The sequence below is a fragment of the Natrinema sp. 1APR25-10V2 genome (assembly GCF_031626495.1).
GTDB lineage: Archaea > Halobacteriota > Halobacteria > Halobacteriales > Natrialbaceae > Natrinema.
In genome coordinates, this window is record NZ_JAMQOJ010000005.1 from 1 (window position 1) to 24,322 (window position 24,322).

The 24,322-nt window shown below is 65.5% G+C and carries 26 protein-coding genes and 1 pseudogene; 10 read left to right on the plus strand and 17 right to left on the minus strand.

Translation table 11 applies throughout. From position 1 onward, the window contains the following. Window positions 1-236 precede the first annotated feature (236 nt). The 7 genes and pseudogenes from NDO75_RS15785 to NDO75_RS15815 all read right to left on the minus strand — a co-directional run bounded on the left by NDO75_RS15785 (window position 237) and on the right by NDO75_RS15815 (window position 8,361). On the minus strand, window positions 237-2,942 hold the full coding sequence (locus NDO75_RS15785; protein WP_310908073.1) for a valine--tRNA ligase: 2,706 nt from the start codon (window positions 2,940-2,942) through the stop codon (window positions 237-239). A gap of 576 nt (window positions 2,943-3,518) precedes the next feature. Next, complete coding sequence (locus tag NDO75_RS15790; protein ID WP_310907552.1) at window positions 3,519-4,433, minus strand: DUF6293 family protein; 915 nt, start codon at window positions 4,431-4,433, stop codon at window positions 3,519-3,521. Window positions 4,434-4,540: 107 nt separating this feature from the next. Continuing rightward, on the minus strand, window positions 4,541-5,545 hold the full coding sequence (locus NDO75_RS15795; RefSeq protein WP_310907553.1) for a hypothetical protein: 1,005 nt from the start codon (window positions 5,543-5,545) through the stop codon (window positions 4,541-4,543). Between the two features lie 163 nt (window positions 5,546-5,708). After that, window positions 5,709-5,921 (minus strand): annotated as a pseudogene (locus NDO75_RS15800) (DUF6293 family protein); the annotation flags it as partial. 51 nt (window positions 5,922-5,972) lie between these two features. Continuing rightward, on the minus strand, window positions 5,973-6,200 hold the full coding sequence (locus NDO75_RS15805) for a hypothetical protein (RefSeq protein WP_310907555.1): 228 nt from the start codon (window positions 6,198-6,200) through the stop codon (window positions 5,973-5,975). Between the two features lie 81 nt (window positions 6,201-6,281). Then, entirely contained in the window at window positions 6,282-7,622 is a 1,341-nt protein-coding gene (locus tag NDO75_RS15810) for an FAD-dependent oxidoreductase (RefSeq protein WP_310907556.1), read from the minus strand. Between the two features lie 91 nt (window positions 7,623-7,713). Then, window positions 7,714-8,361, minus strand: a complete 648-nt coding sequence (locus NDO75_RS15815; RefSeq protein ID WP_310907557.1) for a hypothetical protein — start codon at window positions 8,359-8,361, stop codon at window positions 7,714-7,716. A gap of 467 nt (window positions 8,362-8,828) precedes the next feature. Between NDO75_RS15815 and NDO75_RS15820 the strand changes: the two genes are divergently transcribed. Then, entirely contained in the window at window positions 8,829-9,287 is a 459-nt protein-coding gene (locus tag NDO75_RS15820) for a MaoC family dehydratase (protein ID WP_310907558.1), read from the plus strand. 75 nt (window positions 9,288-9,362) lie between these two features. Here the strand turns inward: NDO75_RS15820 and NDO75_RS15825 are convergent, their stop codons facing one another. Together NDO75_RS15825 and NDO75_RS15830 are read right to left on the minus strand one after the other, a co-directional pair. Further along, window positions 9,363-10,841: a sodium:solute symporter family protein gene (locus NDO75_RS15825; protein WP_310907559.1), complete on the minus strand. Its 1,479-nt coding sequence runs from the start codon at window positions 10,839-10,841 to the stop codon at window positions 9,363-9,365. After that, the gene (locus NDO75_RS15830) at window positions 10,838-11,119 is read right to left on the minus strand and encodes a DUF3311 domain-containing protein (RefSeq protein ID WP_310907560.1); all 282 of its coding nucleotides are present in this window, start codon (window positions 11,117-11,119) and stop codon (window positions 10,838-10,840) included. The genes NDO75_RS15825 and NDO75_RS15830 overlap by 4 nt, the downstream gene beginning before the upstream one ends. Before the next feature lie 176 nt (window positions 11,120-11,295). Here NDO75_RS15830 and NDO75_RS15835 point away from each other — a divergent pair, with 176 nt between their 5' ends. From NDO75_RS15835 to NDO75_RS15845, 3 genes are all read left to right on the plus strand, one after another. Beyond that, window positions 11,296-12,072, plus strand: coding sequence for a helix-turn-helix domain-containing protein (locus tag NDO75_RS15835; RefSeq protein WP_310907561.1), 777 nt, complete (start codon window positions 11,296-11,298; stop codon window positions 12,070-12,072). Window positions 12,073-12,418: 346 nt separating this feature from the next. Continuing rightward, window positions 12,419-13,891, plus strand: a complete 1,473-nt coding sequence (dnaG, locus tag NDO75_RS15840; protein WP_310907563.1) for a DNA primase DnaG — start codon at window positions 12,419-12,421, stop codon at window positions 13,889-13,891. Between the two features lie 91 nt (window positions 13,892-13,982). Then, window positions 13,983-14,186 carry a hypothetical protein gene (locus NDO75_RS15845; RefSeq protein ID WP_310907565.1) on the plus strand — a complete coding sequence of 68 codons (204 nt, stop codon included), beginning with the start codon at window positions 13,983-13,985 and terminating at the stop codon, window positions 14,184-14,186. Window positions 14,187-14,249: 63 nt separating this feature from the next. Here NDO75_RS15845 and NDO75_RS15850 read toward each other — a convergent pair whose 3' ends face one another. Continuing rightward, entirely contained in the window at window positions 14,250-15,575 is a 1,326-nt protein-coding gene (locus NDO75_RS15850; RefSeq protein WP_310907566.1) for a DUF92 domain-containing protein, read from the minus strand. Window positions 15,576-15,734: 159 nt separating this feature from the next. Between NDO75_RS15850 and NDO75_RS15855 the strand changes: the two genes are divergently transcribed. Next, window positions 15,735-16,340 (plus strand): undecaprenyl diphosphate synthase family protein, encoded by a 606-nt coding sequence (locus NDO75_RS15855; protein ID WP_310907567.1) that lies wholly within the window; start codon window positions 15,735-15,737, stop codon window positions 16,338-16,340. A gap of 34 nt (window positions 16,341-16,374) precedes the next feature. On the opposite strand, the gene NDO75_RS15860 is transcribed toward NDO75_RS15855, so the two are convergent. Together NDO75_RS15860 and uppS are read right to left on the minus strand one after the other, a co-directional pair. Continuing rightward, a complete protein-coding gene (locus NDO75_RS15860) occupies window positions 16,375-16,725 on the minus strand; it encodes a hypothetical protein (protein ID WP_310907568.1) in 351 nt (116 codons plus the stop codon). 78 nt (window positions 16,726-16,803) lie between these two features. Next, complete coding sequence (gene uppS / locus NDO75_RS15865) at window positions 16,804-17,736, minus strand: polyprenyl diphosphate synthase (protein ID WP_310907569.1); 933 nt, start codon at window positions 17,734-17,736, stop codon at window positions 16,804-16,806. 177 nt (window positions 17,737-17,913) lie between these two features. Between uppS and NDO75_RS15870 the strand changes: the two genes are divergently transcribed. Genes NDO75_RS15870 through hemA form a run of 4 tightly spaced genes read left to right on the plus strand, consistent with a single transcriptional unit; the run spans window position 17,914 to window position 21,499 of the window. Then, a complete protein-coding gene (locus NDO75_RS15870) occupies window positions 17,914-18,315 on the plus strand; it encodes a DUF5778 family protein (RefSeq protein ID WP_310907570.1) in 402 nt (133 codons plus the stop codon). A gap of 60 nt (window positions 18,316-18,375) precedes the next feature. Continuing rightward, window positions 18,376-19,464, plus strand: coding sequence for an Lrp/AsnC family transcriptional regulator (locus NDO75_RS15875; protein ID WP_310907571.1), 1,089 nt, complete (start codon window positions 18,376-18,378; stop codon window positions 19,462-19,464). Between the two features lie 23 nt (window positions 19,465-19,487). After that, complete coding sequence (locus tag NDO75_RS15880) at window positions 19,488-20,144, plus strand: bifunctional precorrin-2 dehydrogenase/sirohydrochlorin ferrochelatase (protein WP_310907572.1); 657 nt, start codon at window positions 19,488-19,490, stop codon at window positions 20,142-20,144. Next, entirely contained in the window at window positions 20,144-21,499 is a 1,356-nt protein-coding gene (hemA, locus tag NDO75_RS15885; RefSeq protein WP_310908074.1) for a glutamyl-tRNA reductase, read from the plus strand. Before NDO75_RS15880 ends, hemA begins: the two co-directional genes overlap by 1 nt. Window positions 21,500-21,625: 126 nt before the next feature. Here hemA and NDO75_RS15890 read toward each other — a convergent pair whose 3' ends face one another. Continuing rightward, window positions 21,626-21,958: a hypothetical protein gene (locus NDO75_RS15890; protein ID WP_310907574.1), complete on the minus strand. Its 333-nt coding sequence runs from the start codon at window positions 21,956-21,958 to the stop codon at window positions 21,626-21,628. Between the two features lie 146 nt (window positions 21,959-22,104). Here NDO75_RS15890 and NDO75_RS15895 point away from each other — a divergent pair, with 146 nt between their 5' ends. After that, a complete protein-coding gene (locus NDO75_RS15895; RefSeq protein WP_310907575.1) occupies window positions 22,105-22,365 on the plus strand; it encodes a glutathione S-transferase N-terminal domain-containing protein in 261 nt (86 codons plus the stop codon). 87 nt (window positions 22,366-22,452) lie between these two features. Here NDO75_RS15895 and NDO75_RS15900 read toward each other — a convergent pair whose 3' ends face one another. The 4 genes from NDO75_RS15900 to NDO75_RS15915 all read right to left on the minus strand — a co-directional run bounded on the left by NDO75_RS15900 (window position 22,453) and on the right by NDO75_RS15915 (window position 24,296). Continuing rightward, entirely contained in the window at window positions 22,453-22,650 is a 198-nt protein-coding gene (locus NDO75_RS15900; protein WP_310907576.1) for a hypothetical protein, read from the minus strand. Next, a complete protein-coding gene (locus NDO75_RS15905) occupies window positions 22,647-22,955 on the minus strand; it encodes a HalOD1 output domain-containing protein (RefSeq protein WP_310907577.1) in 309 nt (102 codons plus the stop codon). Before NDO75_RS15905 ends, NDO75_RS15900 begins: the two co-directional genes overlap by 4 nt. Before the next feature lie 141 nt (window positions 22,956-23,096). Further along, window positions 23,097-23,579 carry an Lrp/AsnC family transcriptional regulator gene (locus NDO75_RS15910; RefSeq protein WP_310907578.1) on the minus strand — a complete coding sequence of 161 codons (483 nt, stop codon included), beginning with the start codon at window positions 23,577-23,579 and terminating at the stop codon, window positions 23,097-23,099. Window positions 23,580-23,660: 81 nt separating this feature from the next. After that, complete coding sequence (locus tag NDO75_RS15915) at window positions 23,661-24,296, minus strand: HAD family hydrolase (protein WP_310907579.1); 636 nt, start codon at window positions 24,294-24,296, stop codon at window positions 23,661-23,663. Between the last annotated feature and the right edge of the window lie 26 nt (window positions 24,297-24,322).

Consider the following 24,322-nt stretch of genomic DNA (forward strand, 5'->3'; position numbering starts at 1 on the left):
CGCTCACGCTCCCAAGCTTCATCCAATTCCGCCGCGTAGCACTCGCTGAGCAGGTCTGCGAGCATCATAGCCAAACTAGCTCTACGACCTGCTCGCTTCTCAAACCGCGCTAACTAGACGGTGCCCTTCGTCAAGACCTCACACTTGGATGGTCGATCGACGAATCGCGGCTCGAGGTGCAGTCGATCCGGTTCGTGAGTCCGAACGGGCGGCCACGCGGTGAACTGTCCGGCTCCCTACTCGAGGATGACGACCGCCGACTCGGTCTCGATCATCTCGCCCTCACCCGAGTAGGTCCGTTCGAACTCGACCTCGAACAGGTCGTCCTCGAGTTCCTCGCCGGCGACACGAAGGACGCGCCCCTCTCGCGGCTCATCGCCGCTCGAGTCTTCCGAGGCGCTACGCGCCTCGCTGTCCTCGACGATCTCGTACTCGCCGCTCTCGATACCGCTGTCGATCTCGCCGACCTTCGACCCGAACTTGGGGCCGAGCGTCGAGTAATCGAGGTCGATCGAGGCCACCTCGGTCGAGATCTCCGGCTGTTCCTCGAGCACCGTCAGCTCCTGGACGTGCATCACGTGCTGAATCGCGTCCTCGAAGCCGTCGACCGGCCCGTAGACGGCCACCGACTCGAGGTCGGCGTTCAGCGGCAGCTGGTTTTCGCTCTTGTAGCGTCGCAGCGCGGAGATGACCTCCATGGCGGCCTCGCCGGCCTCGAGGTCGGCCTCGTACCCCTGTGGCTCGGGCCACTCGCGGCTGTGGATGCTACTACTGGCGAGGTCCTCGCCGTCAGCGTAGACGGCCTGCCAGATCTCCTCCGTCACGTGCGGCAGGAACGGTGCCCACAGCTCGAGGAACGTCCGGTGTGCGGTCCGCAGCGCGTACTGCGTCGACGGCTCGTCCTCGCGGGTCTTGGCGATCTCGAGGTAGTCGTCGCAGAACGTGTTCCAGAAGAACGTCCGCAGGCGGTCGCGGGCCTTCGCGAACTCGTAGGCCTCGAGGTGGTCGGTGAGATCGGCGACGGCGTCGTCGAGTTCCGCGAGCAGCCAGCGGTCGATGGCCTCGAGTTCGGCGGGTTCCTCGGGCTCGCGCGGCGCGAGCGAGTCGACGAGCTTCGAAGCGTTCCAGAGCTTGCGCAGGAGCTTCTCCCCGGCCGTGAGGTCTTTCTCCTGGTACGGGAAGTCGTCGCCGACGGCGGCGCTGGCCGCCCAGAACCGGACCGCGTCGACGGGGTACTCCGCGAGTACCTCGTCGGGTTCGACGACGTTGCCCCGCGACTTGGACATCTTCTCGCGGTTCTCGTCTAACACGTGGCCGTTGATCATCGTCGCGTCGAACGGCACCTCGCCGGTGTGCTCGTAGCACTTGACGATGGTGTGGAACAGCCAGAACGAGATGATGTCGTGGCCCTGGGGACGCAGGTCGAAGGGGTAGAGCTCGGGGTTGTCCATCGTGAACTCCTCGCTCTCCGCGTCCCAGTCCCAGCCGGCGTTGATGAGCGGGGTCAGCGACGACGTGGCCCAGGTGTCGAAGACGTCTTCCTCGGCCTCGAACTCGTCGCCGCCACACTCCGGACAGCTGTCGACGGGCGGCTCGTCGCTCAGGGGATCGACGGGCAGGTCCTCGCGCTCGGCCATGATCTCGTGGTCGCAGTCCGCGCAGTACCAGACCGGGAACGGAATCCCCGAGTCGCGCTGGCGCGAGATCAGCCAGTCCCACTCGAGACCCTCGATCCAGTGCCGATAGCGGGTGAACATCTTCTCGGGGTACCAGTCCATCTCCCGGCCGGCCTCGAGGTACTCCTCCTTGTGGTCGAGGATCTCGACGTACCACTGCTTGGAGACGCGGAACTCGACGGGGGTGTCACAGCGCTCGTGAACCTGCACGGTGTGGGAGATCTCCCAGCGGTCGCGCAGGTAGCCCTCGTCGTCCAGATCCTCGACGATAGCTTCGCGGGCCTCCTCGGTGGACATGCCCTCGTAGTCGCCGGCGAGGTCGGTCATCGTCGCGGACTCGTCGATGGCGACCCGCAGCGGCAGGTCGTGGGCCTGGTACCACTCGATGTCCTTCTGGTCGCCGAAGGTACAGCACATGACGATCCCGCTGCCCTTCTCCATGTCGACGCGCTCGTCTTCGATGATCGGCACCTCGTGTCCGAACAGCGGAATGCGTGCCGTTTCGCCGACGAGGTCCTGATTGTCCTCGTCGTCGGGGTGGACGAAGACGGAGACGCAGGCCGGGATGAGTTCCGGTCGCGTCGTCGAGATGACGAACTCGTCGCGGGGGGCGTCGTCCCCAACGAGCTCGAACGCGATGTCGTTGAAGTGCGAGCCGCGCTCGTCGTCTTCCATCTCGACCTGCGAGATCGCCGTCTCGCACTCCGGACACCAGATCGCCGGAGCCTTTTTGCGGTACTCGCGGCCCTTCTCGTAGAGATCGAGGAAGGACAGTTGCGAAATGCGCTGGACGCGCGGTTCGATCGTCTTGTAGGTGTTGTTCCAGTCGATCGAACAGCCCAGCCCCTGCATCTTCTCAGTAAACTCTGCCTCGTACTCCGAACAGACTTCCCGGCAGAGCTCCTGAAACTCGCGGCGCTCGTAGTCCTGGTGGCGAATATCGAGTTCGGACTCGGTCAGGCGCTCGCTGGCGATCCCGTTGTCGTCGTAGCCGAACGGAAAGAGCACGTCGCCGTCGGCCATCCGCTGGTATCGTGCCGCGAAGTCCTGCAGGGTGTGGCCGTAGAGGTGGCCCATGTGCAGGCTCCCCGAGACCGTCGGCGGCGGCGTGTCGATCGAGTAGACCGTGTTCGGGTCCCGCTCCGCGTCGCCCTCGTAGGCGTAGACGTCCTCGTCGATCCAGCGCTGCTGCCAGCGCGATTCGACGGCCTCGGGGTCGTAGCCGCCCTCGAGTGACGGTTCGTCTTCCTGCTCCGGCGTGTCCATGCTCATGTTCTCACCGCCCGTCGCGGGCGTCGTCGGTGCGTCGTCCATCCGTATCGTTGACTATCGTCCATAGAGCGGTCGTTGTGCTGTGAATGCTGGTCGGCGACAATACATCCGTCGAATCGGGGTTGGGAAGCAGGGCTACGGGGCCCCTACGAAAACGGTGCCACACGGCCCCCCGCGGCGGACGAACGCGACCGTACCGGAGACTGGCATACTCGTCACTTGGCCCGGCAAGCCTGATAGCATTTTCGTCGTGAGAGTTACTTTCGGGCAACGCGCAGCGAGTGATGGACCCACGGAAACCGCATCGCTCACAGAGCGGGGGTATCGAAGCGACTCGACGCGTACGGACCCGGACCGGAGGGCCTTTATAGCGAGAGGAGAGAGCGAGACGTAGACGGCACGGTCAGGCAGCACCTTTCAGCTCGCGTGGTTTCCACGTGTGGTCACCGCTGACTGACCTACCCCGTCACTTTACTACCCACGAGCCGCTGCTATCGTCGCGCAGAAGACCCATACTGGAGAGGCAGTACGCATACCGACGACCGCTGTCGCTCGAGTTGCCGTTCGCACTCACGGCTCAGTCTCGGTATCGTCCGAGTGAGCCCGAACCCACAGTTCGCCGATCCGCGACAGCCGCGTCCGGTAGGACTTGCCGTGTTCCTCGCGTTCGATGTACCCCTTCCCGCCCGGCCCGAGCCGGTCGACGTTGTAGATGACCTTCGACCGGAAGCTGTCGGTGTACTCCTCGTTGAGTTCGCGGGCCAGCGACTCCGCCAGTTCCGAGACGGAGTCGAATTCGCCGTCCTCGCCGAGTTTGTAGAGGATGAGTTCCTCGAATGGCTTGACGTTCGAGAAGGAGGCGACCGGCAACTCGACGATGTGCTTGCCGTCGATCTCCTTCGCACCGATGGTCGTCCCGCGCTCGTCGAACTCGTCGAGGAGGTCGCAGGCGCTCTCGAGGCGGGTCGTCAACCGCTCGTCCGCGACGCCGTCGTCGGCCTGCTCCTCACGGAGTTCCTCGAGCAGCGCGATCTGTTCGCGCAGTTCCTCGGCGAGTTCGGTCTCGAGGTACTTCTCGGGGGCGGTGTAGTAGGTGTGGATCCCCTCGCGGTCCTCCTGGCGTTCGACCATCAGCGAGTGGGCGGCGGTCGCGAACGCGAAGCTTACCGTCCGGGGCATCGCAGCGACGTTGACCCACACCTCGTTGCCTCGATCGAGTTCGGCGGTGATCAGGTCGTAGGCCTGCTCAAAGGCCTCGTCGTAGTCGTAGACGTCCTCGAGGACGAACCGTTCCGTTTCAGCACCTAGGAGGTTCTTGAAGTCCGTCTCGAGCTTCCGCGAGATGTGCCGGGAGTACTCGACGTTGGCCTCGCTGCCGACGGCCCCCTCGAGGAGAATGACGCTGTCGACGTCGATCTGATCGCGCACCAGTGGCGCGATCAGCCGGTCGTAATCGAAGCCGACCGGGACGATGTGGGTCTGCATACGGTGTGGGTAGCGGTGGCGTTCATAAAAAGCATCAGTCTCCGTACCGTCGATACGGATTGTGGCCGAGGCCTATCGCCGCGCTCCGCCGCTCTATATCGAGCGGTTCAGGACTGATAGCCCAGCGCCCGGAGGTGTTCTTCGACGATGTCTTCGTCGACGTCGCCCCGTTCGACCGGCTCTTCCGCCACGATATCGCGCCTGTGCTCCCACGGGGTGACTAACCACGGAACGAGTCGGAGTTCCGGCGTCCAGACGAATCCGGGGTGTTCGTACCGGTCGCCGGTGAGTCTGGAGTACAGATTCGTCGACTCGCCGAGTAACTCGCCGTGGTCGGCGGTGATGACCGTCTTGCCGTCGAGTCGCTCGAGGAGTTCATCGACGTGCTCGAGGACCAGTTTCAGGTTTTCAACGTACACGTCCTGAAGTTCGGCCGGGGAAACGTATCCCGCCTCCGCGGCGTCCATCAGATATACCATGCCGTCCGACCGACTGGTCACGCTCGTCTCCGACTCCCACGCGGAGAATTCGATCCCGTGGTCCGCCCGGAGGCGTTCCCGCAACCGCTCGGCTTTCGGGCCGAAGTACGGCCCGTGGGGCTGCATGAAGTGGACGAGCAACCGCTTGTCCGGATGTCGATCGTAGGTCTCGACGGCCCTCTTGCGAACGATCTCCGGGTGATAGTTCCGGTAGAGTTCGCTGTCGAGGACCTCCCGCTGGGACTCGGGGTACGTGGACACGAATTCGTGGAAAGTGCCCGCCTCCAAGTGATGTGAAAACCCGTTCGCGGACACGTACACCGTATCGTGAAACGTCTTTCCGGCGAACGTCTTCTCCATGAACTCGTTGCTCGTCGAGGCGACTGAGACGGCGAGATCCAGCTCACCGTCTATCGAGTTGTACTCGGAGAGGTAGTCGTACCTGCAGGCGTCCAAGATCAGCAGATTGTCCCAGTCCGCTTCCATGACGTCGGTGGGACGCCCGTACTTGCGGTAGAAGCGGCGTTTGTTCACGTCCCCGTACCGCTTTTTGAGTTCGTGCTTGAACTTCGCGGGGTTCTTGCACGCCTCAATGAAATTGGAGAAAGTGTACTTTTCCGGGGAGAGATCCATCGCTTCGACCTCCAACTGGACGGTCAATCAATTTTAGGATCTATAATTGAACACGTCAGTCACGAACACGAGAACGTACCGGGAGCGTTCGGACCGCCGCCACCGAACGAACGCGGCGAGGCTCGAGGTGTCACGACGCGTCCGACGACTCGTCGGAGTCGTCGTCCTCGAGGACGAACCGTTCCGTTTCGGCGCCCAGCAGGTTCTTGAAGTCCGTCTCGAGCTTCCGCGAGATGTGCCGGGAGTACTCGACGTTGGCCTCGCTGCCGACGGCCCCCTCGAGGAGGATGACGCTGTCGACGTCGATCTGATCGCGCACGAGCGGCGCGATCAGCCGGTCGTAGTCGAAGCCGACCGGGACGATGTGAGTTTGCATGGTCGACAGTGAGGGAGGGGCGGTTACAAAACCACCGAGTCGGCGGCCCGCTCACTCGACGAGCGGCATGATGATGCCGAACAGGAACGGCGAGGCGAACCCGATGGCGAACCCGACGATCGTCAGCGCGAAAAACAGCGTGTTCTCCCACTGCGGGAGCGAGCCGAACATCGCGTGGCCGATTAGTTCGCTGCCGGTTCCAACGACGAACAGCGCGAGTCCGAGGAAGAATCCCGCCTTCGCCAGTTCGGGATAATCGCGGCCGCTATAGCGTTCCATATCGGATCGTCGACCGTCGATTCGGTAATAGTTTCGATCTCGAGAGCGGAACAGAAAGACTGGGTGTCGTCGTCTCGAGGATCAGTTCGCCCGCGGGAAGTGTCCGATCGTCTCCTCGCGGAACGCCGACTCGTCGAACTCGTACTCGTCGCCGAGGAACTCGAGCAGCGTGTGCGTGTCCCGCATCGCGTTCTTGAGACAGGTCGAGGCGCCCGGCGACGGCGTGATGTTGAAGATGATGTCGTCACCGACGATTTTCGCCTCGCCCATGTCGAGGGACTTGTTCTTCGTGTCGACGATCTGCGGTCGGACGCCGCCGTAGCCCTTCGCGCGCTCGATATCGTCGAGTTCGACGCTCGGGACGACCTTCTGGACGTGCGGGAGGAACTGCTTCGGACCGACCTCGGGGAGGTCGTAGACCAGGTTCCGGAGGACGTAGGGAAGCAGAATCCGGTCGGAGAGGATGTTGGCGTAGCTCAGGAACGCCGCCGCGTTGAGGCCGAAGACGTCGAAGAAGTCGGTGACGGTCGAGATGCGGCCGCGCTCGAGGGCCGGAACGAGCTTCGCGGTCGGGCCGAAGCGCGTGATGCTATCGTCGTGGACGTCGGCGTCACCGTGGACGGCCGCGAAGGGCAGCTTCTTCATCTGGAGCGTGTAGACCTTCCCGTTCAGGAGGTCGTCGGCGAGGAAGAAGCTCCCGGCGACGGGGAGCAGGACTTTGTCCTGGCCGTAGCCGAGTTCTTTCGCGATCTGAAGGCTGTGCGAGCCGGCGGCGACGACGGTCGCGTCGCAGTCGAACCGACCGGCGCTCGTCTCGATCGTGTAGCCGTCCAGCGTCGGTGTGATGTCTTCGACCTTCGTCCCGGTGAAGACGTCGACGTGCGCTTCCTCGCGTGCCTCCTCGACGAACGACTTCGTCGTCTCGCCGTAGTCGACGACGTAGCCGTCGGAGGTCTGCAAGGCGAGCATATCCTTCGAGGGATCGCGGCCCTCGACGACTTTCGGCTCGATCTCGGCGATCTCGTCGCGGCCGATCGGCTCCAGTTTCGGGAAGAGGTCGCCGAAGCCTTCGTCGTCGTATCGCTGCTCGAGCTTGGCGACCTCCTCGTCGCCGACGCCGAGGACCATCTTGCTTCGCTTGGCGTGCATCTCCCGGTCGGGGTCGTGGTTCTCGAGGTAGCCGGCGAGGAGCTCCGCGCCCTCCTTGACCTCTTCGGCCTTCTCGAGGGTGTAGTTAGTCTCGATGTCCCCGAAGTGGAGGGTCTGGGAGTTGTTCGTGTGGTGGGAGTTGATCGCCGCGATCTCGGCTTCCTTCTCGATCAGTGCGATGGATTCGATGTCGGTGAACTTCGCGGTCGTATAGAGCAGGGATGCACCGCTGATTCCGCCACCGACGATAACGAGGTCATACTTGCCAGACATGGTGGTTCTGAAAGGGTGTCATCTGAACGGCTCCACTCCAGACAGATAACTCATCTTCTTTCATCGCGGATCCAGGCGATCGACGAACGAGCTATCGACGATCGCCGCCCGACTCGAGTGGGAGTCCCCGAAACAGGTCGACGATTCGCTCGCGGTCGCGGGCCGGATCGACGTCGAGAGCGGCCGCGAGCAGCTCCGCGTCGGGGGCCTCGAGCGGCAGGAGGCCGCCGGCCACGACGTACGCGGCGGCGGCCGGCCAGACGGCCACGTGAGCCTCTGCGTCGATGGTCGCCGCCTCGGTGTCATCGGTGGTGGAGCCGTCGTCGGGCGCGTTCGCCGAATCGATCGGATAGCCGACCTCGAGCACGGAGAGGTGGCCGACGGCCCCGTCCGGCCGGTCGATGTACTCGCTGGCGCGCTCACCGCGGACCGCAATGCCGTCGTCCTCGAGGGTGTCGGCTACCCCCTCGCGGGCCTTCGGGGCGGCCACTTCGAGCGCGTCGGTCGAGTCGAAGCCGAGGGACTCGAGCGAAGGATCGATACGCACGTCGACGGTGAACAGCGATCGAGCCGGAACGTCGCCGTCGGTGCGGAGTCGCTCGAGGGCGTCGGCGGTCGGCCGGTGTTCGAAGATGGAGGTCTCGGCGGTGATCGTCGCCAGCGAGAGGGAGTTGTCGTCGGTCCGACGGGCGACGCGACGCCAGTCGTCGGCGACCGTCGGCGGCAGGTCGATTGCCATCGTCGCCGGGTACGCGGCCGAAGCCGTTCAGGGTGGCGATCCACGACCCGTCCGACCGCGGTAGCGGTAGCCGGGACGCGATTTCGTCGATCGGAACGAGCGAACGGTCGCGGTACGTAGACGGAAAACGACTGCCGGATCGAATTACCGTCTCTTACGAAGCAGGAGCACACCGATAGCCGCGGCGAGACTTCCACCGACGATACCGTCACCGAGCGAACGGAAGCGGGTCTCATCGGTCACTGGCCGATATACTACAGTCCCAACTGAAACCGACCGCCGACCGCGACGCCCTCCTCGCCGTCTGTCACGAATGCGGTGCGGAGACGATTCGTCACTCCTGATTCTCGCTATCGTTCCCCTGTACCGCGGACCGGCGGAGGGAAAGAGACGGCTTTCGAAGACGGTGTGCGGACTGCGTATCCTACCGGAACCTTTTGCCACTAGCTGTGCCAGAAGGTGATGGTATGTCAGACCAAGACAATCGATATTTCGAGGAGCTGGCTGTCGGTGAGGAGTTCGACTGCGGGAGTATCGACGTCGAGAAAGCGGAGATGCTCGAGTTCGCCGAGCGATACGACCCCCAACCGTTTCACGTCGACGAGGAGGCCGCAGCAGAATCGATGTACGGCGACCTCATCGCGAGCGGTTGGCTGACGTGCGCGCTCACGGCACGGTTGCTGGTCACGGGCTACATGAACAGGAACGCCACGCTCGGCGGGAACGGGATGAACGACGTCCGCTGGCATCGACCCGTATACGCCGGAGACACCCTGTCTGTACGCGTCGAACTGGTCGAAAAGCGATCGGGAGACAATCCGACGTTCGGGCACACGAGGGTGAAGATCACCACGACGAATCAGAACGACGACACCGTGCTTACGATGTACGGCCTTGGCCTGGTCGAAAAGCGCGACGCAGCGTGACCGTTCCGGCGTTCGGTTCGCGGTCCGCTCCGAGCGCAGAGATCGTATTATCGACCGCTGGTAGCTGCTCGAGGGTCAGTCCGCGCCCGGCCCCTCGAAGTAGATCGCGCGGCGCTCGGCGGCCGCCGGCGAGGTGACCAGCGAGACGGTAACGGTGACGAACAGACCGATACCCATGCCGACGAGACCTGCCGTCCAGCCCGCGTAGGAGCTTGGAACGAAGCCGATGAAGAGGCTGGCTCCGTAGAAGAGTTGGCTCGCGAGGATACCGACGGAGATACCCGCTCGAGTAGTCCCCCGCCAGTAGAGCGCGAGCACGACGGGTAACGCGAGTTGTGCGAAGCCGCTGAAGGCGGCCTCACCGATCGCGAACAGCGTCCCGGGCTGGAACAGGCTGACGACGAACGCCGCGGTGGCGAAGAGCACGACGCCGCCGCGGGCGATCAGGTCCTCGCCGCGGTCGGTGAGCCCCCGATCGACGAACGGGCGGTAGAGATCGCGCGTCATATACGACGACCCGGAGAGCAGCATCGAGTCCGAGGAGGACATCATCGCGGCCATCGCGCCGGCGATGACGAGCGCGGCGAACCAGATCGGCGTGTACTCGGCGAGGACGGCCGGGAGGATGTTTCCGCTGTCGGGCATGGCGACGCCGAGGCCGGCGGCCCACGCGCCGAGCATGAACGAGGGGACGAACAGCAAGACACAGAGGATCGGCCAGAGGGCGAGAGAGCGTTTGATGACGGTCCGAGAGCCCGCCGCGAAGAATCGCTGGTTGACCTGCGGGAACATCGCGACGCCGAAGCCGATCGTGATCGCCGTCGACAGGATCCACGGGACCGTGTAGACGCCGCCGCCGAGCGAGAGGTAGCCGGTGGTGTCGGAATTGGCGGCGAGCGCTTCCGTCGCCGCGCCGGGGCCGCCCACGGCCGCGAGGACCCACAGCAGCGCGACCCAGGTCGTGACCAGCATGAACGCTCCCTGGAGCGTGTCGGTCCAGGCGACCCCGCGCATCCCGGCGGCGACGACGTAGAGGATCATGAACACGGTGATCAGCCCAGCTCCGGCGGCGTAGGAGATCGTGCCGTTGGTCAGCGCCTCGAGCGCGGTGCCGGCCCCGACCTGCTGGAGCATGACGTATGGGAAGAGCCACACCAGGCTGACGCCGGCGACGAGTCCGCGGAGCCACCGCGAGCCGAAGCGGTCGCCCAGCATCTCCCCCAGTGTAACGTAGCCGTACCGCTGCCCGAGGAGCCACTGTTTGTAGCCGATGACGTACCAGAGGACGGCGAAGATGATGCCGTCCATCAGCCCCATGACGAGGATCCACTCGGGGCCCTGCTCGTAGGCGATGTTCGGCCCCGCGAAGAAGGTAAACGCCGACAGCAGCGTCGCGAAGGTCGTGAACAGCAGGACGACGGTGCCGAGAGTCCGGCTCGCCAGATAGAAGTCCTCGGCGGTGCGGTCGGTCAGCCGGTAGGCGACCAGTCCGACCGCGAGCGCGATCAGCAGATAGCCGACGATGATCGACAGCTGAATCGTGACCGCTCTCACGGCGAGTCACCTCCGGAGCGCGGCCCGCGAGCGCGGTCGGCCGACGGATCGGGCGCGGTGCTCGAGTCCCCCACGGCCGGTTCGATACCGATTCCCCACGCCCGCTGGGCGAACACCCAGAAGACGACAGACGCGAGCCCCATCCAGCCGACGTGCCACCAGAGCCACACCGGCAGGCCGGCGACGACGGCCGACGACCCCCAGAGGAACCACGGCACCGCGAGCGCGGCGAGGACGATCGCTACCGCGAGCCAGATCCCGGTTTCGTTTCGAGGCATATACGAACGTTGGCCCCGACGTGGGTAATTCTTACTGTTCGAAGGTCGATATCGAAGAGAATTATTCATCGATCCGTCGGACCAGTCACGTCACACGGTTTCCGGTAGCTAAAATCGCTCTTTCACCGAGGAAAAAGGGTATAGGTGTCTGACAGAGAATAGGAATCGAACCCCACATGGCCCGTCTGTTTCCCTTTCGCTCCGAGACGGCCGCCGAAGAGGGCCAGCCCCGCGTCGTCGACCTCGAGGGCGAGGACGCCGACGCGGTCTTCGCCGCCCTCTCCTCGACGACCGCTCGCCGGATCTACGCCCATCTCGACGACGAACCCGCGACGCCGAGCGACATCGCCGACGCGATCGACTCCTCGATTCAGAACGTCCGCTACCACCTGGAGAAACTCGAGGACGCCGGCCTCGTCGAGGTCGTCGACACCTGGTACTCCTCGCGTGGCAACGAGATGAGCGTCTACGCGACGACCGACGGCCCGCTGATCGTGACCAGCGACGAGTCGCGCGCGACGCAGTTGAAGGAGGCCCTCTCGCGGTTCATCGGCGGCGTCGGCGCGCTCGCGGGCGGCAGTCTGCTGGTGCAGTACGGCCTCACGCGGTGGTTGGGACCGGCCCCGACGGGAACCGCGGACGGCGGCTCACAGCCGGAGCCGGACGGGACGGGCGGCGGGAACGCCGGCGGCGACTCGAGCGACGGCGGTGGGTTCGGAATCGAGAGCGTCAACGGCTCGAACGAGACGAGTTCCGGCAGCGGGGGTGCGGAACAGACCGACTCGGCGCTCGACGCCGGCAACGAAACGGCGCAAAACGCTACTGACGGCGGCGTCGAGGCCGCGGAGGCAGTGTTCGAAACCGTCCCGCCCGGGCTCCTCTTTTTCCTCGGCGGGCTCGTCGTTCTGCTCGCGGTGACGATTTACTGGTACTGGTACCGACCGGCGTACTGACGAGGCAGCGCTACCGCCCGTTCCGAGCGTCGGAAGTAGTCGCGTACTCGGAGAACGAGTCGTCCCGCGTGGACCGGCATCACCGAGTCGGACGACGGCTCGCGACCTATACACTGGCCGATACGACAGTCGGCGGTCCCGGTTCGGCCCCGGCGAGGCGCCGGCTGGTCAGTCGACGTGACAGTCCACGGTCGACAGAAACGGGTCGGCCGAACCGGGTTCGAACGTATTCTCGGGATTCTTTCGCGGTCAACAGCTATTTCCCCCCCACGGACGAAATCGTATATAAACCGGTCTCTGTACGCGACTCCCGCGTCACCGCGCCCCTCGCGGGGACAGATCTCCAATGGAAGATACCTCGAAATACCTCATTCACGCGGACGTTACGGCTGACGGGGTCGTCGAGCGCAGCGACGTCGTCGGCGCCATCTTCGGGCAGACCGAAGGCCTGCTCGGCGACGAGTTAGACCTGCGCGACCTCCGCCAGTCCGGCAAAGTCGGCCGTATCGACGTCGAAATCGCAAGCACCGGGGGCAACTCCCACGGGCAGGTGACGATCGCGACCAGCCTCGACAAGGTCGAAACCGCCACCCTCGCGGCCGCCCTCGAGACGATCAGCCGAGTCGGTCCCTGTCGGGCCGACCTCGAGATCCGCGAGATCGAGGACGTGCGCGCGGCGAAGCGAAAGGAAGTCGTCAACCGCGCGAAGGAACTGCTCCGGACGGGCTTCGACGACACGATCATGTCCTCCGACGAGATCCTGGCGGAGGTGCGCGAGCACGTCCGCGTCGAGGACATCACCGAATACGAGGGCCTCCCCGCCGGTCCCCGAGTGACCGACAGCGACGCCATCATCATCGTTGAGGGCCGAGCCGACGTGCTCACCCTGCTCAAATACGGCATCAAAAACGCCATCGCAGTCGAAGGAACCAGCGTCCCCGACGCGGTCGCTGAACTCACCCGCCACCGGACCGTCACCGCGTTCCTCGACGGCGACCGCGGCGGCGACCTCATTCTCGAGGAACTCGCCCAGGTCGGCGATATCGATTACGTCGCGTTCGCCCCCGCCGACAGCTCCGTCGAGGAACTGGATCACCACGAGCTGTTCGCCGCCCTCCGGAACAAGGTCCCCTACGAAACAGTCTCCGAGCTGAACGAGCCCCGAGAGGCGGTCGCCGCGACCGACGGCAGCACGACGCCGGCACCGCCGCCGTCCGACGCCGAAACCGAAACCGCGTCGCCGACGGTCGTCGACGAAGAGGTGACCGATTCCGAAGCGGAAGCCGAATCGTCGGCCCGGGTGGCCGACTCGAACGAAGAGAACACGGCGACAGCGGCGAGCGACGGACAGCCGGCGAGGGCCAAGACCGGACGGATGAACGGAGACGCGACGCCGACTCGAGCGCAGTCGTCGACGCAGTCGCCGAGCGAACCCGCGGAGACCGCGACCGAACGCAGTGAGGGAGAGACACGGACAACGTCCGACACCGCCGAAGATCGAGCGCCCGAAACCGTCTACGGCCACGTGGCGGCGGTCATCCGAGCGGATACCGACCGCGTTCGGTTCCTCGACGCCGACAGCGAAGTGATCGCCGACACCGAAGCGTCCGACGCCTACAGCGCCCTCGAGTCGGTCGAACCGGTCCCGACGACGGTCGTGCTCGACGCGATCCTTGGTCAGCAGTTGCTCGACCTGGCGGCCGATCGTGGCGTCGATCGGATCGTCGCGCGCTCACTGGGACAGTTTACTAAGCGGCCGACCGACGTCCAGATCCACCCGATCGACGAGATCGCCGAGCGGCCGCCGGAGACGGAGTGACGGACGGCCGCACTCGCCAAGCGGGCGTCGCGTCGGCGATCGCCGACCGAGTCCGAGATGTTGATATGCCGGTAGCACCGAACGTCGGCCGATGACACCACCGCCAACGGCCGCGCTCGCGCTCCTCGGTGTCTGGGCCCTCATGATCTTCTGGGTGACCGCTGCCGGGACAGCCGCCCGATCGCGAGCCGACGACCGCCTCGAGGTCCCGCTCGACGACGGACAGTCCGAACGTCACGAACGGCGGTCGGAGTCGGTCTCTTCGAGCGGTTCGTTTCCGACCTCGGACGACTGAGCGGAGTCCGTTCGGCTACGCGGTCGTCCCAGAATCGTCGACCACGCCGTCAGTTGTGTCCGTTCAGACGAGACCGGTAGTCGACAGCACGAGCAGCGAACAGACGATCGCACCGGACAGCGTCGCGAGGAAGTTCACGCCCTGATTGCCCAGCATCGAGCCCTCGAGAGTCGCCCCGAGGAGGCTGTCGACGGTCATGCCGACGATTCCGGCGGCGACGATGATCGCCGCACCGACGACGCCGATCTCGGGAAAGAGCCCGAAGGCAATGGCGGCGACGGCCGTCGCACCGACAATTCCGGCGAGTTCGCCCTGCCAGGTGACGCCCCCGTCGGTGCCGGGATCGACCGGCTCGAGAGTGGTGATCAGCCGCGGCGTCTCGAAGACGCTGCCGATCTCGCTCGAGAGGGTGTCGCTCATCGCGGTCGCGATCGACCCCGTGAAGGCAAAGAGGAACAGATCGGGATCTCGCGGGATGAACCCGGCGTCGCTGGCTGCGTAGCCCAGTACCGCGACGAGCGCGACGGCGGCGTTACCCAGCACGTTCCCGCTTCCTCGAGCGCCGTTGTTGTCCTCGGCAACGCCGAGTTCGGCCTTTCGCTCGTAGCGGAACTTCGTCGAGAGGCCACCGATGGCGAAAAAGGAGATGAGAACGGCGAACCAGCCGTAGCCGCCGAGAACGATCGTCAGCAACGAGAGCAAGACGCCGGTGAGCATCCCCGCGATCGATGCCGTCTCGAGGGCGTAGGAGGCGTAGCCGAGCGCGACGGTGACCGCGAGCGCGATCGCGATGTCGGCCGTCCCGATGGTCGGTTCGAGCTCCGCGAGCAGCCACAGCAAGAGCCCGACCGAAAGGACGACGATCGGATCGTCGGAGCGCAACAGTACGTCGCGTAACAGCGCGGCGAGAAACGCGCCGCTGGCGGCCAGAAAGACGACGATCGGGAGCGCCGACGCGACTGTGCCGGCGACGAGCGAGTGCGTAACGATCTGGCCGACGATCGCTGCCGCGGTCGCCGCGAGCGAGAAGCCGATCACGCAAACGACGTCTCGGTCGGTCCGTAGCTTGACGAGTTGCTCGCCGAAGTTGCCGTAGCCGACGAGCAGGATCGTCCCGACGAAGACGGCGACCGGCATCGATGCGGCGGTCGCCATGAGTCCGAGCGCGACGCCCGCGAGAACGAAGGTGATGAGCCCGTAGAGTCGAGAGTCCTCGTAGTCGCCCGGATAGGCGAGCAAGTCGAACAGCGGCCCGTCGGTGATGACGTACGCCCCGAGCAAGACGACGGCGGCGACGGCCGCACCCACCCGCGGATCGAAGAGGGGAACGGCGAGCGAGAGCGTACAGAGGGCCGCGAACACGCCGGCTCGCCGAACGGGTGCTGTCACGATATCGGTCCCTTTCTGTGGCGGTTACTTCAAGGTTCGTGAACCCGCCTCGAGTCGGCTTTCACCGCCCTTAGCGGCCCGGTCAGGGAGCGTCTCAGCTCCCGCATCGGGCCGTCGCGACCCGTAACCGGTATCATACCGGCGATGAAAGTCATCGCCGTGGGACTGTACGAACGGTATCTCGCCCTCCGGATCCGTCGCCACGAGGCCGACCCGCCTGACCACGTCGCGCTCGTGATCACCGAACGCGACCTGTTAGAGCGGGGTGCTTACGACACGCTCACGGATTTCTTCGAGTGGGCCGTCGAGTACGCCTCGCGGATCACCGTCTACGTGAGCGTCCTCGACGCGGCGGCCGTACCGGCCCTGCGGCGGGAACTCGAGACGATCGAGGCACCGCGTGACGTCGCCGTCCGCGGGCCGGAGGACAGAGCGCGTGCCGACGCGCCGATACAGATCGGCATCGGTCTCGGCGGCAAACACGAGTTCACGAGCGCGGTCAAGACGCTCGCCGAGCGCGTCGAAGCGGGCGAGCTCGCTCCCGACGAGATCGACGACGAACAGGTCGAGGGGCACCTCGTCTTCCCCTCGGAGCCGGATCTGGTCATCAAAACCGGCGCGGAGCGCCTCTCGGATTTCATGATCTGGCAGTCGGTCTATTCGGAGCTGTACTTCACCGACATCAACTGGCGGGACTTCCGCAAGCGGGACTTCCTGCGGGCGGTCCGAGAGTACTGTAACCGGTCGCGACGGTTCGGCCGGTAGTCTCCCGCTACGTGGGTGATCCGTTCGCGCCCGGTTACTCGGCGGCTTCGAGCGCCGGAACCGAGTCGTCGACGGCGACGACCGGCCGCTCGAGCCGAACGATCCCGGCGTCGCGGTCGTACTCGAGCACGTCGTGAGCCTCGAGTTTCGGCAGAACGGTGTGGACGATCGAGACGCGGACGGCGTGCTGGTCGGCGTCGTCCCGGTGGCCGACGATCCGGATCAGCCTGTCGACCGAGAGCGGCGGTTCACACGTCGAGAGGACGTGGAGGGAGCGGCGCGTCCGGGGGTTCGCGAGGAGCGCGTACGCCTCGTCGACCGGGACATCCGTGAGTCGAACGAACCGCTCGACGTCGACGATGGGCGCGGTATCGGGGGGTGACATCGCAGTTACTGTTGTTCGAATGGTAGGTATAGTTCTTATGGTGAAACGGATCGGTTCGCGATCGAGACGTGACGCAGGTCAGTCGGCGATCCGGCTGCTCGAGTCCCCGGCCTCGAGTTCGCTGGCGTCGGGTTGCTCGGCCGATGGCAGCGAGTCACGAAAGCGGTCGACGATCGACCGGGCTTCGGCGAGCTCCGGCTCGCTGACGGCGCCGAGCAACGCGAGCGCCCGACGGGCGCGGGTCCGTCGCCAGGATTCCTGGCGGTGCTCGTACGTTCGGATTCCCCGCAGGAAGTCGGCCTTCGAGAACTCCGGCCAGTAGGGCGCACAGAAGAAGACGGCCGCCTCGTTGCCGTTGGCGTGCCACGGGAGGAAGTTCGAGGTGCGCTCGTCGCCGCCGGTCCGGATAATCAGGTCGACGTCCCGCACCGGTCGATCGTACAGTCGGTCTTCGATGTCCTCGACGTCGATCTCGTCGGGGTCGAGGTCGCCGGCCGCGACGCCTTCGGCGACGCCGCGGACGGCCTCGAGCAACTCCGCGCGACCGCCGTAGGCCAGCGCGATGTTGAGGACGAATCGGTCGTATCCCTGCGTTCGCTCCTCCGCGTAGGCGACGGCGTCACGCACCCGCTCGGGGAGCCGGTCGACGTCGCCGAGCGCTCGAATGCGGACCTCGTTGTCGTGGACGCGGTCCGCGTCGGCGAACTCCCGCAGCTTTTCCTCGAGGAGGTCGAACAGCGCCTCCCGTTCCTCGGGCGGGCGCTCGAAGTTCTCCGTCGAGAACGCGTACAGCGTCAGCTCTTCGACGCCGATGTCCTGACACCACTCGAGGACGCGCTCGGTCGTTTCGGCACCGGCACGGTGGCCCTCGTGGGCGTCGCCGCCCCGCTTGCGGGCGTACCGTCGGTTACCGTCCTGGATCACCGCGACGTGGGTCGGCGCACCCGAGATCTCTCTGGAGAGCAGCCGTTCGTAGGCCGCGTCGACGCGCTGACGGAGCCACCGCTTCATTGCCCGGGGAAAGGTCACCGACGACTATGTGTCTTTTGTATGACGATTTGTCAGTGCAACGACCCATGTGGGGGAGACGATCGACCAGCGAACGCGGGTGAAACCCCTCTATCGGACCCGTCATCCGGTTCGTCGGAATCGTGACGGCTATCCGTCCCGGCCGTGAACGTCCGTCCAATGGCAGACGCGATCGACGACGACCTCTACCAGCGGACCAAGGCACTGCTCGAGCCGGGTGAGATCGACCTCAACGGGGCGATCGTCCACACCGACTACGACGGGCAGGAAGACGTCAAGATGATGCAGGCGACGATCGACGTCGGTGACATCATCGCCGAGCACTCGGGCCACGACCCGAGAGACTGCTACGTCTACTCGGGCAACGACGACACCGACTTCTCCTCGAACCAGCATCAGGGACTGACCCTCGAGGACGAGGAGTTCGTCTGGGAGTGTCAGCAACTGCTCCGAGAGGGGAGTTTCGACATCGTCATCTACTACCGGGCGACGGCCGATCACGAGGCGATCCTCGAGGACGTTCGCGACCTCGGCTACGACGTGACGGGCGTCGAAGGCTGAGCCGACCGTACCGAGAACCGTCCCGGTTCCCTTATACGATCCCAGTCCCGACGATCAGTTATGACCACGGACGTCGACCTCACGGAACGCGAGCGGGCGGTCGTCAACGCCTTTCAGGGCGGCTTTCCCGTCGCGGAACGGCCCTTCGAGCCCGCCGCCGCAGCCATGCGCGATAGCGGGGTCGACATCGACGCTCCGGAGTTGCTCGAGACGATCCGCGACCTCGACGAGCGGGGCGTCCTCTCCCGGTTCGGCCCGCTCGTCAACGCCCAGGAGATCGGCGGCGCGGCGACGCTGGTCGCCATGCACGCCCCCGAAGAGCGGTTCGACGAGGTCGTCGAGACGGTCAACGACCACCGCGAGGTGGCCCACAACTACGAGCGCGAACACCCGCACCTGAACGTCTGGTTCGTCGTCAGCGTCGCCGACGAGGGCCGCGTCGAGGAGGTGCTCGCCGAGATCGAAGACGAGACGGGACAGGAGACGTACAATCTCCCGAAACAGCGGGAGTTCCGCGTCGAGGCCAAGTTCTACGTCGACGGCCCGCTCGACGGCGACGGTGACGTTGCGGCGGCCGGGATCGACTGCACCGACCTCGGCCCCGACGTGACGCCGACCGACGAGTCGACGCTCTCGCCGGCCGAGCGCGATCTAATCCTCGAGGTGCAAGACGGCGTCCCGCTCACGGAGACGCCGTACGCCGACGTGGCCGACGCGATCGAACGGGACGTCGACTGGGTGCTCGAGACCGTCAAGCGGTTCGAGCGCGAGGGGAAGATCCGACGGATCGGCGTCGTTCCCAACCACTACGCGCTCGGGTACACGGAAAACGGGATGACGGTCTGGAACGTGCCCGACGAGGTCGTCCCGGAGGTCGGCCCCGAGGTCGCCGCGCTACCCTTCGTCACCCACTGCTACCAGCGCCCGCGCCACGAGGGAGTCTGGCCGTACAACTTCTTCGCGATGACCCACGGCCGCAGCGAGGCGGAGAGCCGTCAGCGGATCGAACAGGTTCGGGAACGGATGGAGGAGTACTGGGACGTAACATCGGACGACTGGGACAGCTTGCACTCGACGCAAATATTGAAGAAGACCGGTATTCGAATGGCGGAGCGAGCCGATGCCAATACCAGAACGGAGCAACGGTGAACGGCTGACCCACACAACTCACAATGATTCCGCTTTTGCACGATTTCACGAACGCGACGGTACTCGTCTTCGGCGGCGGCCCCGTCGGTGCCCGAAAGGCCCGACGGTTCGCCCGCGAGGCGCGGGTACTCGTCGTCAGCCCGGCGTTCACCGATCGGGAGTTCGGCGACGCCGAGCTGATCCGTGCTGCGCCCGGCCCTGACGACGTCCCGGGCTGGCTCGAGCGGGCGACGCCGGCGCTGGTCGTCGCGGCGACCGACGACGCGGCGATCAACGAGGCCGTCGCCGAGGCGGCCCGCGAGCGGGGAACCCTCGTCAACCGCGCCGACCGATCGGGAGAGCGCGAGCCCGGCAGCGTCGTCGTGCCCGCGACCGTGCGCGAGGAACCCGTCGTCGTCTCGATCGCGACCGGCGGGACGGCACCCGCACTGAGCAAGCACCTCCGGCAGGAACTCGAGGAGACCCTCGAGGGGGCCGGCGAGATGGCCCGAGTCTGTGCAGGATTGCGCGAGGAACTCAAAGCACGCGACGTGCCGGCAGACCGCCGCCGACAGGTCGTCACCGACGTCGTCAATTCTCCGGATCTTTGGACAGCTTTACGTACGGGTACTTCCAACTGTCGCCAAGTGATCGAGGACGTGCTGGGCGAACGACCGTCTGCAGGAGGTGATCGGCCGTGATCTCGACCGGGGTCGTCACGGCAGCGCGAGTGACGCACGACAGCGGTAGCGTCGACCAGCTCGCCGCCGCCAGCCCCGAGAGCCAGGCGGCCGCCGTGACGGAGCTCCTCACCGTTCCCGACATCGAGGAAGCGTACGTTCTCTCGACGTGTAACCGGGTCGAGGCCTACGTCGTCGGCTCGGACCACGCCGTCGGCCGGGCCGCACTCGAGGAATTCTTCGCCGGAATCGACGACGCGGCCGTCGTCACGACCGACCACGACGACAGCCTGCGCCACCTGCTGCGGGTCGCCGCCGGCCTCGAGTCGGTGATCCTCGGCGAGGACCAGATCATCGGGCAAGTTCGAACCGCCTACGAGGACGCCCGCGACGCCGGTGGCATCGGTTCGATGCTCGAGGCCGCCGTGACGAAGGCGATCCACGTCGGCGAGCGCGCCCGCACCGAGACGGCGATCAACGAGGGCGTCGTCTCGCTGGGGTCGGCCGCGACGCGACGCGCCGCCGAGGAACTCGAGGAGCCCCTCGAGGGGGCGACCGCACTGGTCGTCGGAGCCGGCGAGATGGGGCAACTCGCCGCCCGCAGCCTCGCGTCTCATGGCGTCGACGAACTCGTCGTCGCCAACCGGACCGTCGCCCACGCCGACCACATCGTCGACGACGTCGATGGCGAGACCGAGGGCGAGACCGATACACAGGCCGCGCCGCTCGAGGCGCTCGAGACCGTCGCGACCCGCGCCGACGTGGTCATCGCGGCGACCGGCAGCGAAGAGCCGATCCTCGAGCCACGCCATCTCGAACGCGACGGCGACGCGAATAGCCGACAGGTAATCGTCGACCTCGGCCAGCCCCGCGACGTCGCGCCGTCGACCGGTGCGTTACCCGCAGTTCGGGTCTTCGATCTGGACGACCTCGAGTCGATCACCGCCGAGACCCGCGAGCAGCGCGCCGACGCCGCCCGCGAGGTCGAGGCGATGATCGACCGCGAGTTCGACCTGCTCACCGAGCAGTACAAACGCGCCCGCGCCGACGAGGCCATCGCCGCGATGTACGAGTCCGCCGAACGGATCAAGGAACGGGAGGTCGAGACGGCAATCTCGCGACTCGGCGGCGACGAGGTGTCCGACGACCAGCGCGAGGTCGTCGAGGCGATGGCCGATTCGCTCGTCAATCAGTTGCTCGCGCCACCGACCAAGAGCCTGCGCGAGGCGGCGGCCGAAGACGACTGGAGCACCATCCACACCGCGCTCCAGCTGTTCGATCCCGAGTTCGGCGCCGACGACGGCCCGCTCGCACCGCCGTCGATCGCAGCCGTCTCGAACGGCGACAGCGGCATCGGCGCGACCGACGACGACTGAGCCGTCGGCCTCTTGCTACGTTCTCGGGTGGTTCGCGTGAGCCACGACCTCACAGTAACAGAGCGGCGCCGCTATCGTTCGTTGCGACCGGAAAACCCCTCCCGGCGTCGTCGCTCGAGCGACGACTTATCGACCCGGCGCGCCGTACTCGACGTGGACCGTCGGGACGCTCGCGGAGTCGGGCGCTTCGTTGCCGTTCCAGTCGACGAGTCGGACGTTGGCCATCTGACCGGAGAAGCGGAAGCGCTGGACGCCGACGTCGATCGCACCTTCGGCGACGCCGCCAGCGACGACGGTGCCTTCGGCCATGGGGTCGTCGGCGAGCATCTCGAGGTCGCCGTCGACGGCGATTTCGAAGTTCGACGGGACACCGCGGCCGACGATCGTCACGAGATTAGGTAGTTGGTTGTCGTTCGCAGGCGCATCAGTTCGGTTCTGTACCGGCGTATCGCGTGCCATGCTTCGATAAGCCGAACATCCCGGCATAAGCTTTCCTGTCGAGATAATGGTAAAAATGCGTGAATACGGTGACTCGCCTACCAGTCGCCGCCGCTGGTGATCGCCTGGTCAACGTTTACACCGGGCGATGTGGTCGAGACATCCGAATGCTCGAGTTGTACCAGGCCGAGGGCTGCCCGCACAGCAAGCAGGTTCGCGAGAAACTGACCGACCTCGGTGTCTCGTACGTCGTCCACAATCCACGACGACCGGGAAGTGACGGCGAAGTACTCAACGAGTGGACCAAACAGGCGATGATCGACCTCGGCGGAGAGGACGCGATTCCGTTTCTCGTCGATACCGATCGGGAGGAATCGGTCTACGAGAGCGACGAGATCGCCGACTATCTCGATCGACACTACAGCTGAAAACGGTTGCTTCCGCGGTCGTCACCGCTCGGCCAGCGAACCGGCGTGCCCCCAGCGGATCGATCCAGGCGACGGGCACGCAGAGGGTCAGTCACTCGAGGGGACGAGGTCGCGGACGAAGACCTCCCCATCGACGTCGGGCGTCGTCGGGCGGACCAGCGACTCGCTCGAGTCGATCGCGTGTCCCGTTTCGACGTGATGCTCGATCGCCGCCCGAGAGCGGGCGCGTTGGGAGGGCAGGTCGGTCGAATCCACGCACCAGTCGCAGTCGAGGCAGTACTTCATCGTGAGTCCGTCATCGGCCACACTCCTGAATCCCTTTCGGTGTCGGGGTCGTCCTCGAGGTAAATGCTACCGTCGCCCTCGACTCGGACTCGGTATCCGTGAAACCGGAAGGTCACGGTTCCAGACGTTCGCTCACCGGTCTGCGTCGGTTCGAACAGCGCGTCCAGCGCTGCCGGATCGATCGAATCGTGCAAGGGCGGGGACACCTCGAGCGGATCGATTTCCTCCTGTTTCGCGACCGCTTCCACGACGCGAATCGAAACCGACTCCCGGTCGAGAGACGAGTCTGATGCTCGGAGATCCATTGGCAGCATAAGGGCAATCAAATGCATAAACACAATGGTATGTATCGTTGCAACTCGCCAGTAGCGAACATCGTTTCTGTAACTGATCCTGTGAAGAAATAGCGACGTGAGGGGCGGGAACAGGGTGTCGAACGGAGTAAATCACTCGAGAGACGATCCGTTGTCGACGGCGGACCCGAAATAGTCGAACGGACGGCTGTACTCGGATCTGAGCAGTTCCGCTGCGTCGATCTCGAGACCGATCGCGTCCAGTTCCTCGGTAGCGGTTTCGACGTCGTTCGCGTTCCTCCCCACCACTTCGACGTGAACGTTTCGTGTACCGGTCAACAGTTCGCGCGCATGGACGACAGTGGAGACCTGGATCGCGCGCTCACAGAGTTGCTCGCGCTCGGCGATCGGCGCGGTACAGACGAACAGGAGGTGGTGGGGTGCGCCGGCCGCTTCGTAGTCTATGACCGGTTCACAGGCCTCGAGAACGCCGGTGTCTCGGAGCCGCTGGAGACGGTTGCTGACGGTGCTCGAGGAGACGCCGATCCGCTCGGCGATCTCGTCGTGGGTGGCGTCCGTTCGCGTCTCCGCCTGTAACAGGTACAGAATCGCCTGATCCGTATCGTCGATCCCCATGACGGGTGGCCACTGGCCACCGAAAAGGATGCTTCCCTGAAAGTGCCGGCCGTCCTCGACAACGGAGCCGACCGTTCGCGGTCAGTACAGTTCGTCGAACGACTGCACGCGATAGTCGCCGAGGACGCACTGGCCGCGGCGCTCGTGGCCGAGACGCTCCACGTGGATCGCGTCGAGTCCGGCGTTCCACGCCGCGCCGACGTCGCAGGCACCGTCGCCGGCGAGCACGCCGCGGTGGCCGTTGTGGCCGACGCCGAGTTCCGACATGACGCGCTCGACGGGATCCGGCTCGGGTTTCCAGCCGGTCTCCTCGGTACAGCAAAGCTGGGCGTCGAACCAGTCACCGATCCCGACGTTGTCTAACACCGGTTCGGCGAGGAACTCCTGACAGTGGGTGACCAGTCCCACCGGTGCCTCGAGGTCGGCGACGAACGCGGCGTCCTCGTGGAGGTAGGTCTGCTCGGCCCGGACCAGCGGGTCTTCCTCGTCGTGAAAGGCCGTCCAGAACGCCCCGGAGTCGATACCCCACGCCTCGAGCTGGCGGTCCCGGGAGCCAGTCAGGCCGTGCCAGAGGATCTCGGCCTCCCGGTCGGTGAACTCGCGGCCGAGCCGGTCGCCGACCCGGTCGAACACCTCCCGCGTGTAGGACCACTCGACGTCGACGAGAGTACCGTCGAGGTCGAGCAGCCAGAAGTCGTAGTCGGGCTCGGTGGCCATCGGGGACAGCAATACGTGGTTCTCGA